A 14,737-nucleotide genomic window follows, 5' to 3' on the forward strand; every position below is an offset into this window, starting at 1 on the left:
AAGCCCCGCGAGGCTACGCCTCGAAGGGTCCCGCTATTTTTTCAGAAAAATATGACACTCAAATCCGAAATACCAAATGACCGATCAGTCAGGTTTCCCGGGCTCATGCCCCAACTCCAGCATCAACCCGCTCAAGCGCTTGACCTTGCGCCGCACGGCTTCTTCGAACACCCCGCCGCGTGGCTCGATCAGGCTGAACCAGCGCTTGGCGCGGGTGATGCCGGTGTAGATCAGTTCTTTGGTGAGCACCGGGTTCAGCGCGTCCGGCAGGATCAACGCGGTGTGGGTGAACTCGGAGCCCTGGGATTTGTGCACGGTCATGGCGTACACGGTTTCCACATCGTTGAGCCGGCTGGGCAGCACAAAGCGCACGCCGCCCTGGCCGTCGTTACGCGGGAAGGCCACGCGCAACACGTGGGGGCCGCCGGCGCTTTCGGGCAATTTCAGGGCGATGCCGATGTCGCCGTTCATCAGGCCCAGGCCGTAATCGTTGCGGGTCATCAGCACCGGGCGGCCTTCGTACCACTGCTCGTCACCGTCGATCAGCCGCGCTTTGCGCAAGGCGGCGGTGATGCGCAGGTTCAGCCCTTCCACGCCCCAAGGGCCCTTGCGCACGGCGCAGAGCAGTTGGAAGGCGTCGAAGGCGTGCAGCAGTTGTTGCGCCCAATGGGTCCAGGCGGGGTCGTCACGCGGGGTGTCGAGAGACGGGCGCGCGGCGTGCAGCAGGTTCAGGTAGGCACGGTAGCCCTCGGCGCCATCGCCCGGCCCGTCCAGCACCAGGCGTTCCAATGCGTGGTCGTGTTCGCCCTTGAGGCTGACGCAGAACAAGTCGCGGTGGCTGCCCGCGGCCAGTAACCGTCGGGCTTCTTCGGCGTTCTGCTGGTTGACCCAACGCGCCAGTTGGCCGATGCCGCTGCCTTCGCCGAAGCGCCGCGAGTAGCGCAGCATCACCACTTGCTGGGCCAGCGGGTGGCTGCCATCGAGGTCCTCCTGCAGGCCGCTGTTGCCCAGGTCTTCACCGCTGACCGCTTGCAGCCATCGGCGGGTGTCGGCGCTGTACCAGCCGGCCTCGGCGTCGCGGCACAGGTCGCCGAGTACGGCGCCGGCCTCGACCGAGGCGAGTTGGTCCTTGTCGCCCAGCAGCACCAAGCGTGCGTGGGGCGGCAAGGCATCAAGCAGGTTGGCCATCATTTCCAGGTCGATCATCGAGGCTTCATCCACCACCAGCACATCCAGCGGCAATGGATTGCCCAGGTGATGACGGAAGTGGCGGGTGCCCGGGCGGCTGCCGAGCAGGCGGTGGACGGTGGTGACCTGGGTCGGGATTTTTTCCCGCACGTTGTCAGGCACATTCAACGACAGCACTTGCTGGCTGATGGACTCGGTAAGCCGTGCGGCGGCTTTACCGGTGGGCGCCGCCAGACGAATGCGCAACGGGCTGCCGGCCTCCACGGCCGGCGCCTGCAACAGCGCGAGCAAGCGCACCACGGTGGTGGTCTTGCCGGTGCCGGGGCCGCCGGTGACGATACTGAACGCCCCGCGAGTGGCCAGGGCGCAGGCGAGTTTCTGCCAGTCGATCACGCCATCGGGCGGCGCTTGGTCGAACAGGCCGTTCAGGCGCTGGGGCAGATCGGCGGCGAGGCTTTCTGCTGTGGCCAGGCGCAGGCGCAAGGCCGTGTCGATGCGTCGTTCGTAGGTCCAATAGCGGCGCAAGTACAAGCGTTTGCCGGACAGCACCAACGGGCGACTTTGCGCGGCCTCGCTGCCGTCGACGGCCAACGCGACCAAGGGGCTGGCGGCCAGGGCGTGGCACCAATGCGCGCCGTCCAGGCCCGCGAGCAGTTGCGACGGCAGCAGCATGGCGCCGGTTTGCAGGTCGCCTTCCGGCGGCAGGGACAGGGCGAAATCCGGTGCCTTGAGGGTCTCGAACAGGTCCAGGCACACATGGCCGTGGCCCAGTTGATGGCTGGTCAGGGCCGCGGCCAGCAACACCAAGGGGTCGGCCTGCGGGTCGAGTTCGTGCAGAAAGCCGACGAACGCCTTATCCAGCGCGCGCAGCCAGCCACGCTCGACCCAACGTTCGAACAGTTGCACCAGATCGGCGGCGCGGCTGAGGGGCATCAGTGCCTCCAGCGGTAACGGCGACAGGCTCATAGCAACACTCCTTGTTCCCAGGCGGGCTCAGCCTTGGGCGGTAACGATTGGCCTTGGAACATCAGGTCCAGGCTCTCGATCAGCGCCCGTGGCGGCCGCGTGAAGTACGCCCCCTGGCTGGCGGCCCGAGTGCCGCGCAGGAACAGATAGAGCGCGCCGCCGACATGGCGGTCGTAGTCGTAATCCGGCAGGCGCGCCTTGAGTTGGCGATGCAGGGCCAGCAGGTAAAGCACGTATTGCAGGTCGTACCGATGCTCAAGGATCGACTGTTCCATGGCGTCCTGGGTGTAGGCCGAATCATCGGGGCCGAGCCAGTTGGATTTGTAGTCGGCCACGTAATAACGGCCGTCGTGCTCGAAGGTCAGGTCGATGAAGCCCTTGAACATGCCGTTGAGCAACACCGGTTCCGCTGCGACGCGGGAGACGCCGTTGTGGGTGTACTGGCACACCAGCTTGTCGAGGGCGAGCACGTCGACTTTATGGCTGGCGAACCAGAACTCCATTTCGATCTGGTAGTGCTGCAGGCCGCTGAGCGTGACCTGATCGTTATCCAGCGGCAGCGGTGTTTGCAGCAGATGGCCGAGCCAACCGCTGAGGGCGATGATCCAGCCTTCCCAGTTGCGGCGGTTGCAGCGCGCGCCCACGGCCTTTTCGATAGCCTGCGGGGTCACGTCGAAGCCGTCTTCGCCCGCCCACTCCAGCAGGCCATGGAGGAAGGTGCCGGGGTTAGGGCCGCGTGGGAAACGGTGAATATCGCTGCCGGACGCAGCCGCTTCACGCGGTGCGTCAGGGTCGAGGCGTTCGTCGTCGAACAGCTTCTGGGCTTGCGGGCTTTCCGGCGCTTCAAGGTTGGCGGCGCTCATGCTGTCGCCGATGCGCAAGGCGCTGTAGGACGCGATCCACCAGTTTTCCGCGGCCTTGCGTTTGGGCAGCAAGGGCGCGAGCAGCGTGGCTTCGTTACGCGGCGGGTGGAAGACGCTGGCGTGGGCTTCGGGCATCGGCGCGTAATGCACGGCGGCACAGCCTGCCTGCAGGTCCAGCAACCAGCGCGCCAGGCCGGCGGACTCCGCCAACGCGGCGCCGGCACCGAGCAAATAGCCCAGCGCCGACAGGTGCAGCACCGAGCTGCTGTTGTTGCCGCGCTTGAGGTCGGCAATGCCCAGCCAGCACGCATGTTTGGCGCGGGTCAGGGCGACGTAGAACAGACGCAGGTCTTCCGCCAGGCGCTCGTCATCGGCCTGGGCGATCAACTCGGTGGTCGGGCGCAGGCTCACCTGCGACTTGCCGTTGGCATCGTGGTAATGCAGCGGCAAGCGGCTGCCATCCACCGGTTTGGCCGAGCAGATGAAGGGCAGGAACACCAGGTCGTATTCCAGGCCCTTGGATTTGTGGATGGTCACCACCTTGACCAGTTGCTCGTCGCTTTCCAGGCGCAGGATCTGTTCTTCACCGGCCTGCCCCGACAGCGCGAGGTGTTCGGCCAGGTGGCGGATCAAGGCCTGTTCGCCGTCCAATTCGGAGGCCGCCTGTTGCAGCAGTTCGCTGAGGTGCAACAGGTTGGTCAGCACGCGCTCGCCATCGCTGCGGGCGATCAGGGTTTGCGGCAGTTTGAAGTCGTGAAGCAGGCGACGCAGCATCGGCAGCACGCCTTGGCTGCGCCAGATCGCACGGTAGCCACGGAACTGCATCACGCGGCTTTCCCACGCCAGTTCGTCCTGGTTCAGACGCTCAAGTTCCGGCAGTGACAGGTTCAAGGTGACGCAAGCCAGCGCGGCGCGCAGCGGGCGTTCGACGTCCGGTTCGGCACAGGCCTTGAGCCAGGCCAGCAGGTCGTGCGCCTCTTGGGCGGCGAACACCGAGTCCTTGTCCGACAGGTACACGCTGCGCACGCCACGGGCGGCCAACTCACCGCGCACGGCTTGGGCTTCCTTACCGTCGCGCACGAGGATGGCGATGTCCGACGGCAACACGCCATCGAAGCTGCCGTCGGCGTGTAGGAAACCAGCGCGGCCTTGCTGCCCGCCGTTGAGCAATTCGACAATCTGTGTGGCGCAGGCAGCCGCCAGTTGCTGGCGATAAACCGCGTTGGAAATCGGCTGATCGGTGGGCAGGTGCCAGAGGTTCAGCGCGGGCAGCGTCTGACCATCGACCTGCAGTTGCTCCTTGCGGCCTTGGGACAGCACCGGCTGGAACGGCACCGGGTTTTCGCCACTCGGCTTACGGAACAGAAACGCGCCACGCCCGGTTTCCGCACGCTGGAACACATGGTTGACCGCCTCGACCATCGCGTGGCTGGAGCGGAAGTTGGTGCCCAGGGTGTGATGCCGGCCGGTGGTGGATTGGCGCGCGCGCAGGTAGGTGTAGATGTCGGCGCCACGGAAGGCGTAGATCGCCTGCTTGGGGTCGCCGATCAGGAACAGGCCGCTGTCGAGGTGGTTTTCTTCGATGCGGTAGATGCTGTCGAAGATGCTGTATTGCACCGGGTCGGTGTCCTGGAACTCGTCGATCAGGGCGACCGGGAACTGTTCGCGGATCACGCTCGCCAGACGCTCGCCGCCGTCGCTTTGCAGGGCGGCGTTGAGGCGGATCAGCATGTCGTCGAAGCCCATTTCGGCGCGCCGGCGTTTTTCATCTTCGAAGCGTTTGCCGACCCACGCGGCGGCGTGTTGCAACACGGCGGCGTCGGGGGTGGGCAGCGCATCCAGGCTGGCCTTGAGGCTGGCCATGGCGTCGATGCCCGGGTGGTGCGGCGGCTCGCCCTTCCAGGCTTCGGCCATGCCGTCCGGGGTCAGGCGGGTGAAGCCGGTGCCGATGTCCAGTTGTTCGAGGGATTCGTCTGCGGCCCAAGCACTGATCTTTTCGAACCAGGGTTCGAAGTAACGCGCTTGCATCTTGCGCCCATCGACGGCTTTGGCGGCGACGGCTTGCAGGCAGATCTCGCGCAACTCGTCGGCCCATTGCTGCCACGGCGCCTTGAGGGCGACCAGGGCGGCGCGGCGTTCTTGCAGGCACGCAGTGATCAACTCGGCCGGTTCGCGGCTTTCGCCGCTGGGCCGTTCGCTGCCGAACAGCGCGCGCACCCGTGGCATCAGCGCGGCCGGGCCACCCCAGTTGTTGCGCACCCAGTTGAGCGCATCGTCGTGCATCGGGTAGCAAAACAGCCGCCAGTAGTCGCGCAGCACTTCGCCGAGCAGGTCGCTGTGGTCGGTTTCCAGGGTCTGGGTGAACAGGCTGCCGCTGTCGAAGGCGTGTTCGCGCAGCATGCGCTGGCACCAACTGTGGATGGTCGAAACGGCGGCTTCGTCCATCCATTGCGCGGCGATGTCCAGACGGTTGGCGCAGGCCGGCCATTGCGCAGGCGGGTATTGATCGCGCAGTTCGGCGATCAGGGCGTCGGGCTGTTGGATCTCATCGCGAAAGAACCGCGCGGCTTCGGCCAGGCGGATGCGGATGCGTTCGCGCAGTTCCTTGGTGGCGGCGTCGGTGAAGGTCACCACGAGGATCTGCGGCGGCAGCAGTTCGCGGCCGAAGCCGGCGTCATCGCCACCGTGGCCGAGCACCAGGCGCAGGTACAGGGCGGAAATGGTGAAGGTCTTGCCGGTGCCGGCGCTGGCTTCAATCAGCTGGCTGCCTTTGAGCGGGAAGGCCAGGGCCAAGGGTTTGCTGCTCATGCGCCGGCCTCCTCGCCAGTGAGTGATCGCCAGGCGGCGTTGATCAGGGGCCGGTACAAGGTTTCGCACCAACCTTCGAATGCTTCGCTGGCCACCAGGGCCGCATAGTCGGGGAATTGCCGGGTCAGCGCGGGGCTTTCGCGGCGTTCGCCATCGGTGTTGATGCCATCACCTTCGTAGGCTTTGCTCGCGGCCGCCGCGGCTTTGGCCGGGTCGGTCTGACCGAGCCAGGCGAACGCAGTTTTAACCGCGACGGGCAGCGGTTTGGCCATGCCGACGTGCCAGGCCAGCAGCAGGTCGCCGAGGATGTCCTGGGCGCTGGAGGGTTCCAACGGGGCCAGCAACAAGGTGTCGTCGCTGGCCACCAGCGCGGTACTCAACGGCAGGCCGCAGGCGCAGGCCACCAAGTGGTTGACCCACGGGCGAATCAGCCGATGCCACTTGCGGGTCTTGATCGAGCCGATGCTGTTGGGGATGGTGGTGACGCTCAACAATCCGCCATCACTGCGCCGATGCAGGCCGCTGATCCAGCCTTCGAGCTGAATGCCTTGATGCTCGAAACTGATCGGTTCCGCGCCGGTGTGCGGAGTGGGCCAGAGGGCCAGCAGTTGTTGATAGCGTTGCAGCAGCCCGGGCAAGGGCTCGATCAGTTCGTTGCGCAGGCACTCGCCGAAACCAACCATCGGCAGCAGGCCGCTGCCTTGCAGGCGACGGGCCTGGGCGCTGAGCGCCTGGTCGACATGATCGGGCTGGCTCAGCGCGGCGTTCAGCAGGCTGTCGCTCAGGCTGTAGCGTTGCAGGGCGTCGAGGACAAAGGGTTCCTCATCGGCCAGCGGCACTTCGGCAGCCTCGAAGAATACTTTCAGACGCTGGCTGAAGAAGTGTTTGACCGGGTTGCGCAGGAAGTCCTGCAACTGACCGAGGCTCAGGGGTTCTTCCTGTCGATGGGCCGCCAGTTCGGTGTTGTCTGGCGGCGCATCCGTGACTTCGTGCAGCAACTGCCATTCGCGGGCGTAGCTGAACAGCGGGTCACCGGCGTGGAAATAGCGCGCACTGAAGGGTTGGAGCGGGTGTTCCTGGGTCATCGCGTCAAGCAGCGGTGCGTCGCTTTGGCTTGACTGCCAGCCGCTGGCGAGATGATCGCGCAGTTGACCGATCAATACCGATGCCGGGCGCTCGCTGTTGTCGCGAATGCTGCGGCCGACCCAGCTGATGTAGAGCTGGTCGCGGGCTGACAACAGGGCTTCGAGCAGCAGGTAGCGGTCGTCTTCGCGGCGTGAGCGGTCGCCGGGGCGGTAGTCGCTGCCCATCAGGTCGAAATCCAGCGGTGGTTGGGCGCGTGGGTAGTCGCCGTCATTCATGCCGAGCAGGCAGACCAGCTTGAACGGGATCGCGCGCATCGGCATCAGGGTGCAGAAATTGACAGCTCCGGCGAGGAAGCGCTGGGACAGGCGCCCTTGGTCCAGACCGGCTAGCCACGCCTCGCGGACTACAGTGAGCGGTAACTCGTCCTGCAGGCCGACGGATTCGCAGGTTTCCAGCCAGGTTTCGCGGAGCTGTTCGAGCTGGCCCAACAGGTAGTCGTCGTGTTCGCTGCTGGGCAGGAAAAACAGCTGCATCAAGCGTTGCAGGCGCTCGCCCCATTCTTGCGGAGCCGCAGGTTGCGACAAGGCTTGGTGGGCGTCGCTGAGTGCGTCGAGCAACGCGACCAGCGGGCCGATCAAGGCGGCGTCGAGGCCGCCGATTTCGTCGTAGGGCTCGATGCCGTCACAGGCGACACCCGTGCCCACGGCATAACCGAGCAGCATACGGCGCAAACCAAATCGCCAGCTGTTTTGCTCCAACTCGTGGGGTAGACCGAGACCGGCGCGCTGTTCGGCATTGAGGCCCCAGCGGATGCCGGCGCCTTCGATCCAGCGATGCAGCGTCGGCAGGTCGCGCTCCTTGATGGCGAAGCGTTCGCGCAGGGCCGGGACGTCGAGCAGGTCGAGGATTTCACTGACCGGGAAGCGGCTGTCGGGGAGCTTGAGCAGGTGTTCGACGGCGATCAACAGCGGGTCGCGGCCGCGTTGGCCCTGGTCGGTGAGGGTGAAGGGGATGAAGCGCGGATCATTGCGGTCCAACTGGCCGAACACCGCGCGAATGTGCGGCGCGTAACTGTCGACGTCGGGGACCATGACGATGATGTCGCGGGGACGCAACGCCGGATCGGCGCTGAAGCGTTGGAGCAATTGGTCGTGGAGGATTTCCACTTCGCGTTGGGCGCTGTGGGCGATGTGAAAGCGGATCGAGGTATCGCGCTGCAGATCGACGGCGGGCCAGAGGTCGCGGGTTTCGTTGAGCGGGCGCAGTTCGAGGATATCGTCCTGGAGCTGGTTGAGCAGTGTGGTCGGTTCGCCGTCGCTGAACAGGTCGATGCGGCCGTCGCGGAAGGCTGCGCGGTAGCTGTTGGGATCGTCGTAGCTGTCGAGCAGGCTGATGTAGTCGCGACCTTGCTTGCCCCAGGCGGCGAGCAACGGGTGAGCATGCTGGTGCAGGGTTTGCGGGTCGATGGTGACCGGCATGCCGGCTTTGCGTGCCTGGCGTTTGTATTCGTTACGCAGCAAGTCCTTGTCGGCCACGATGTCGGACCAATGGTGGCGACAGGGGTTGTGGACGCAGAGCAGGACCTGACTGAAGCGCGCCAGGCCGGCGAGCGCTTCGAGTGCTTGGGCGGGCAATGAGGAAATGCCGAAAACAATCACTCGGGAAGGCAGCCCTGGCGGTGCTTGCTCAAGGCTATTGATCCGTTCGATAAAGCGCTGATGCACACCGGCACGGCTTTGCGCCATGCCGGCTTCGCCCACATCCAGCAGTAGGGCGCGCCATAACTCGGCTTGCCAGCAGTTGGCGGGGTCGAGGGGTTTGGATTCGCCGCGGCCGTTACGCAACTGATGGCGGCCGGCGGCCCAATCTTCCAGCCAGTCGGCGCGGTAGACCTGGTATTGGTCGAACAGGTCGGCCAATCGCTCGGCGAGTTGGTAGCGTTTGCGCAGGTCGGAGTCGTCCGTGAGGAAGCGCTGCAGCGGCTCGAAGTGCGGTTGATTGATCAGCTCGGGGAGCAGGCGCATCAGACGCCAGGTCAGCGGGGCTTTATCGAGCAGGGATTTGGGCGGGATCTCGTCGCGCCCCAGGACCATGCGATAGAGCTGCCACATGAAGCTGCCGGGCAGTTGCACGTCGATCGCCGCAGCAATGCCGCAGCCACCCATGTCGTCATCTTCCGGATCTTCGGCCAGGGCCAGCTTGAGCCATTGGGCGATGCCGTTGCTCTGGACCAGGGCGATTTCATTTTCCAGAGGGGCCAGGGGATAACGGCGCATCCAACTGACCACCAGGCTGCGCAGTTCGTCCAGGCGGTTACCGTGAACCACCATGAATCCTGCGCTGAGAGGCATCGCATCCGGCATAACGGCTTCCTTGGCAAAAGCAAAATCGAGGCATGGACTTTAGCACTGAAGGCCGTCCGATGAGCCACTTGACCCTTTCCGACCGCCCAAAACAAAACCCCTGTCTGCGTAAGCAAACAGGGGTTCTGGAATTTAATCTTGACGATGACCTACTCTCACATGGGGAAACCCCACACTACCATCGGCGATGCATCGTTTCACTGCTGAGTTCGGGATGGGATCAGGTGGTTCCAATGCTCTATGGTCGTCAAGAAATTCGGGTACTGAGTCGTGGCCAGCTGGCCTCGCTTCAGCAAATTGGGTATGTGATAGCTTTCGGTGTTTTGTAAGAGTCGAACTTTCGGTTCATTTCGTCTTCACACACCGCAATCTGGTCTCTTTCGAGTTCGCAAATTGCTTGGGTGTTATATGGTCAAGCCTCACGGGCAATTAGTATTGGTTAGCTCAACGCCTCACAGCGCTTACACACCCAACCTATCAACGTCGTAGTCTTCGACGGCCCTTCAGGGGACTCAAGGTCCCAGTGAGATCTCATCTTGAGGCTAGTTTCCCGCTTAGATGCTTTCAGCGGTTATCTATTCCGAACATAGCTACCCGGCAATGCCACTGGCGTGACAACCGGAACACCAGAGGTTCGTCCACTCCGGTCCTCTCGTACTAGGAGCAGCCCCTCTCAAATCTCAAACGTCCACGGCAGATAGGGACCGAACTGTCTCACGACGTTCTAAACCCAGCTCGCGTACCACTTTAAATGGCGAACAGCCATACCCTTGGGACCGGCTTCAGCCCCAGGATGTGATGAGCCGACATCGAGGTGCCAAACACCGCCGTCGATATGAACTCTTGGGCGGTATCAGCCTGTTATCCCCGGAGTACCTTTTATCCGTTGAGCGATGGCCCTTCCATACAGAACCACCGGATCACTAAGACCTACTTTCGTACCTGCTCGACGTGTCTGTCTCGCAGTCAAGCGCGCTTTTGCCTTTATACTCTACGACCGATTTCCGACCGGTCTGAGCGCACCTTCGTACTCCTCCGTTACTCTTTAGGAGGAGACCGCCCCAGTCAAACTACCCACCATACACTGTCCTCGATCCGGATAACGGACCTGAGTTAGAACCTCAAAGTTGCCAGGGTGGTATTTCAAGGTTGGCTCCACGCGAACTGGCGTCCACGCTTCAAAGCCTCCCACCTATCCTACACAAGCAAATTCAAAGTCCAGTGCAAAGCTATAGTAAAGGTTCACGGGGTCTTTCCGTCTAGCCGCGGATACACTGCATCTTCACAGCGATTTCAATTTCACTGAGTCTCGGGTGGAGACAGCGCCGCCATCGTTACGCCATTCGTGCAGGTCGGAACTTACCCGACAAGGAATTTCGCTACCTTAGGACCGTTATAGTTACGGCCGCCGTTTACCGGGGCTTCGATCAAGAGCTTCGCGTTAGCTAACCCCATCAATTAACCTTCCGGCACCGGGCAGGCGTCACACCCTATACGTCCACTTTCGTGTTTGCAGAGTGCTGTGTTTTTAATAAACAGTCGCAGCGGCCTGGTATCTTCGACCGGCATGAGCTTACGGAGCAAGTCCTTCACCCTCACCGGCGCACCTTCTCCCGAAGTTACGGTGCCATTTTGCCTAGTTCCTTCACCCGAGTTCTCTCAAGCGCCTTGGTATTCTCTACCCAACCACCTGTGTCGGTTTGGGGTACGGTTCCTGGTTACCTGAAGCTTAGAAGCTTTTCTTGGAAGCATGGCATCAACCACTTCGTCATCTAAAAGATGACTCGTCATCAGCTCTCGGCCTTAGAATCCCGGATTTACCTAAGATTCCAGCCTACCACCTTAAACTTGGACAACCAACGCCAAGCTGGCCTAGCCTTCTCCGTCCCTCCATCGCAATAACCAGAAGTACAGGAATATTAACCTGTTTTCCATCGACTACGCTTTTCAGCCTCGCCTTAGGGACCGACTAACCCTGCGTCGATTAACGTTGCGCAGGAAACCTTGGTCTTTCGGCGTGGGTGTTTTTCACACCCATTATCGTTACTCATGTCAGCATTCGCACTTCTGATACCTCCAGCAAGCTTCTCAACTCACCTTCACAGGCTTACAGAACGCTCCTCTACCGCATCACTTACGTGATACCCGTAGCTTCGGTGTATGGTTTGAGCCCCGTTACATCTTCCGCGCAGGCCGACTCGACTAGTGAGCTATTACGCTTTCTTTAAAGGGTGGCTGCTTCTAAGCCAACCTCCTAGCTGTCTAAGCCTTCCCACATCGTTTCCCACTTAACCATAACTTTGGGACCTTAGCTGACGGTCTGGGTTGTTTCCCTTTTCACGACGGACGTTAGCACCCGCCGTGTGTCTCCCATGCTCGGCACTTGTAGGTATTCGGAGTTTGCATCGGTTTGGTAAGTCGGGATGACCCCCTAGCCGAAACAGTGCTCTACCCCCTACAGTGATACATGAGGCGCTACCTAAATAGCTTTCGAGGAGAACCAGCTATCTCCGAGCTTGATTAGCCTTTCACTCCGATCCACAGGTCATCCGCTAACTTTTCAACGGTAGTCGGTTCGGTCCTCCAGTTAGTGTTACCCAACCTTCAACCTGCCCATGGATAGATCGCCCGGTTTCGGGTCTATTCCCAGCGACTAGACGCCCTATTAAGACTCGCTTTCGCTACGCCTCCCCTATTCGGTTAAGCTCGCCACTGAAAATAAGTCGCTGACCCATTATACAAAAGGTACGCAGTCACCTAACAAAGTAGGCTCCCACTGCTTGTACGCATACGGTTTCAGGATCTATTTCACTCCCCTCTCCGGGGTTCTTTTCGCCTTTCCCTCACGGTACTAGTTCACTATCGGTCAGTCAGTAGTATTTAGCCTTGGAGGATGGTCCCCCCATATTCAGACAAAGTTTCTCGTGCTCCGTCCTACTCGATTTCATGACTAAGAGATTTTCGCGTACAGGGCTATCACCCACTATGGCCGCACTTTCCAGAGCGTTCCGCTAATCTCAAAGCCACTTAAGGGCTAGTCCCCGTTCGCTCGCCACTACTAAGGGAATCTCGGTTGATTTCTTTTCCTCAGGGTACTTAGATGTTTCAGTTCCCCTGGTTCGCCCCTTACACCTATGTATTCAGTGTAAGGTAACCATCTTATGATGGCTGGGTTCCCCCATTCAGACATCTCCGGATCAAAGTCTGTTTGCCGACTCCCCGAAGCTTTTCGCAGGCTACCACGTCTTTCATCGCCTCTGACTGCCAAGGCATCCACCGTATGCGCTTCTTCACTTGACCATATAACCCCAAGCAATCTGGTTATACTGTGAAGACGACATTCGCCGAAAATTCGAATTTCTCAATTAAGAGAACTCACAAATTTTACCTTAGCCTGATCCGTTACCAGTGAAAGTAACGTTCAGTCTATCTTTCTATCACATACCCAAATTTTTAAAGAACGATCTAATCAAAGACTAGAAATCAACATTCACCATCATCACGATGGAATGCTCATTTCTAAGCTTTCAAACTTCAGAAGCAGTAGTGGTGGAGCCAAACGGGATCGAACCGTTGACCTCCTGCGTGCAAGGCAGGCGCTCTCCCAGCTGAGCTATGGCCCCGTATTTCTACAGGTTCCCACACAAAATTGGTGGGTCTGGGCAGATTCGAACTGCCGACCTCACCCTTATCAGGGGTGCGCTCTAACCAACTGAGCTACAGACCCAATTTCGGGCTGCTTCTTATCGTCTTCTTCAATGAATCAAGCAATTCGTGTGGGAACTTATGGAGCAGCTGATGTCGTCGATTAAGGAGGTGATCCAGCCGCAGGTTCCCCTACGGCTACCTTGTTACGACTTCACCCCAGTCATGAATCACACCGTGGTAACCGTCCCCCCGAAGGTTAGACTAGCTACTTCTGGTGCAACCCACTCCCATGGTGTGACGGGCGGTGTGTACAAGGCCCGGGAACGTATTCACCGCGACATTCTGATTCGCGATTACTAGCGATTCCGACTTCACGCAGTCGAGTTGCAGACTGCGATCCGGACTACGATCGGTTTTCTGGGATTAGCTCCACCTCGCGGCTTGGCAACCCTCTGTACCGACCATTGTAGCACGTGTGTAGCCCAGGCCGTAAGGGCCATGATGACTTGACGTCATCCCCACCTTCCTCCGGTTTGTCACCGGCAGTCTCCTTAGAGTGCCCACCATTACGTGCTGGTAACTAAGGACAAGGGTTGCGCTCGTTACGGGACTTAACCCAACATCTCACGACACGAGCTGACGACAGCCATGCAGCACCTGTCTCAATGTTCCCGAAGGCACCAATCTATCTCTAGAAAGTTCATTGGATGTCAAGGCCTGGTAAGGTTCTTCGCGTTGCTTCGAATTAAACCACATGCTCCACCGCTTGTGCGGGCCCCCGTCAATTCATTTGAGTTTTAACCTTGCGGCCGTACTCCCCAGGCGGTCAACTTAATGCGTTAGCTGCGCCACTAAGAGCTCAAGGCTCCCAACGGCTAGTTGACATCGTTTACGGCGTGGACTACCAGGGTATCTAATCCTGTTTGCTCCCCACGCTTTCGCACCTCAGTGTCAGTATCAGTCCAGGTGGTCGCCTTCGCCACTGGTGTTCCTTCCTATATCTACGCATTTCACCGCTACACAGGAAATTCCACCACCCTCTACCATACTCTAGTCAGTCAGTTTTGAATGCAGTTCCCAGGTTGAGCCCGGGGATTTCACATCCAACTTAACTAACCACCTACGCGCGCTTTACGCCCAGTAATTCCGATTAACGCTTGCACCCTCTGTATTACCGCGGCTGCTGGCACAGAGTTAGCCGGTGCTTATTCTGTCGGTAACGTCAAAACAATCACGTATTAGGTAACTGCCCTTCCTCCCAACTTAAAGTGCTTTACAATCCGAAGACCTTCTTCACACACGCGGCATGGCTGGATCAGGCTTTCGCCCATTGTCCAATATTCCCCACTGCTGCCTCCCGTAGGAGTCTGGACCGTGTCTCAGTTCCAGTGTGACTGATCATCCTCTCAGACCAGTTACGGATCGTCGCCTTGGTGAGCCATTACCTCACCAACTAGCTAATCCGACCTAGGCTCATCTGATAGCGCAAGGCCCGAAGGTCCCCTGCTTTCTCCCGTAGGACGTATGCGGTATTAGCGTCCGTTTCCGAACGTTATCCCCCACTACCAGGCAGATTCCTAGGCATTACTCACCCGTCCGCCGCTCTCAAGAGAAGCAAGCTTCTCTCTACCGCTCGACTTGCATGTGTTAGGCCTGCCGCCAGCGTTCAATCTGAGCCATGATCAAACTCTTCAGTTCAAACATCTTTGGGTTTTTAAGAAACCCTAAACTTGGCTCAGCAATCGTTGGTTACATCTTTGATTTCTCGCGGAGTAACTTGTGATGCTGATAATCTTGTTGACTATCAGTCTGACT

General features: G+C 60.1%; 3 protein-coding genes, 2 tRNA genes and 3 rRNA genes. All 8 read right to left on the reverse strand.

Features of this window, described 5'->3' with window-relative positions; translation table 11 throughout:
* Positions 1-84: 84 nt before the first annotated feature.
* Complete coding sequence (gene recD / locus LQ249_RS26480) at positions 85-2,154, reverse strand: exodeoxyribonuclease V subunit alpha (RefSeq protein WP_104904453.1); 2,070 nt, start codon at positions 2,152-2,154, stop codon at positions 85-87.
* Positions 2,151-5,825 carry an exodeoxyribonuclease V subunit beta gene (gene recB, locus LQ249_RS26485; protein WP_232566002.1) on the reverse strand — a complete coding sequence of 1,225 codons (3,675 nt, stop codon included), beginning with the start codon at positions 5,823-5,825 and terminating at the stop codon, positions 2,151-2,153. Before recB ends, recD begins: the two co-directional genes overlap by 4 nt.
* The gene (recC, locus tag LQ249_RS26490; protein WP_017849494.1) at positions 5,822-9,274 is read right to left on the reverse strand and encodes an exodeoxyribonuclease V subunit gamma; all 3,453 of its coding nucleotides are present in this window, start codon (positions 9,272-9,274) and stop codon (positions 5,822-5,824) included. Before recC ends, recB begins: the two co-directional genes overlap by 4 nt.
* A 136-nt stretch (positions 9,275-9,410) precedes the next feature.
* A 5S ribosomal RNA gene (gene rrf, locus LQ249_RS26495) occupies positions 9,411-9,526 on the reverse strand.
* 156 nt (positions 9,527-9,682) lie between these two features.
* A 23S ribosomal RNA gene (locus LQ249_RS26500) occupies positions 9,683-12,574 on the reverse strand.
* 247 nt (positions 12,575-12,821) lie between these two features.
* Positions 12,822-12,897: transfer RNA gene (locus LQ249_RS26505), tRNA-Ala, on the reverse strand.
* A 27-nt stretch (positions 12,898-12,924) separates the two neighbouring features.
* Positions 12,925-13,001 (reverse strand) — tRNA-Ile (locus tag LQ249_RS26510).
* A gap of 82 nt (positions 13,002-13,083) precedes the next feature.
* A 16S ribosomal RNA gene (locus LQ249_RS26515) occupies positions 13,084-14,620 on the reverse strand.
* Together the 16S, 23S and 5S rRNA genes with 2 tRNA genes alongside form the textbook arrangement of a ribosomal RNA operon.
* Between the last annotated feature and the right edge of the window lie 117 nt (positions 14,621-14,737).

Source organism: Pseudomonas sp. 7-41 (assembly GCF_021233075.1).
GTDB classification, from domain to species: domain Bacteria; phylum Pseudomonadota; class Gammaproteobacteria; order Pseudomonadales; family Pseudomonadaceae; genus Aquipseudomonas; species Aquipseudomonas veronii.

Coding starts and splice junctions, on each gene's coding strand:
- recB (WP_232566002.1), bottom strand. CDS start 5,825: ATGAGCAGCAAACCCTTGGCCCTGGCCTTCCCGCTCAAAGGCAGCCAG.
- recD (WP_104904453.1), bottom strand. CDS start 2,154: ATGAGCCTGTCGCCGTTACCGCTGGAGGCACTGATGCCCCTCAGCCGC.
- recC (WP_017849494.1), bottom strand. CDS start 9,274: ATGCCGGATGCGATGCCTCTCAGCGCAGGATTCATGGTGGTTCACGGT.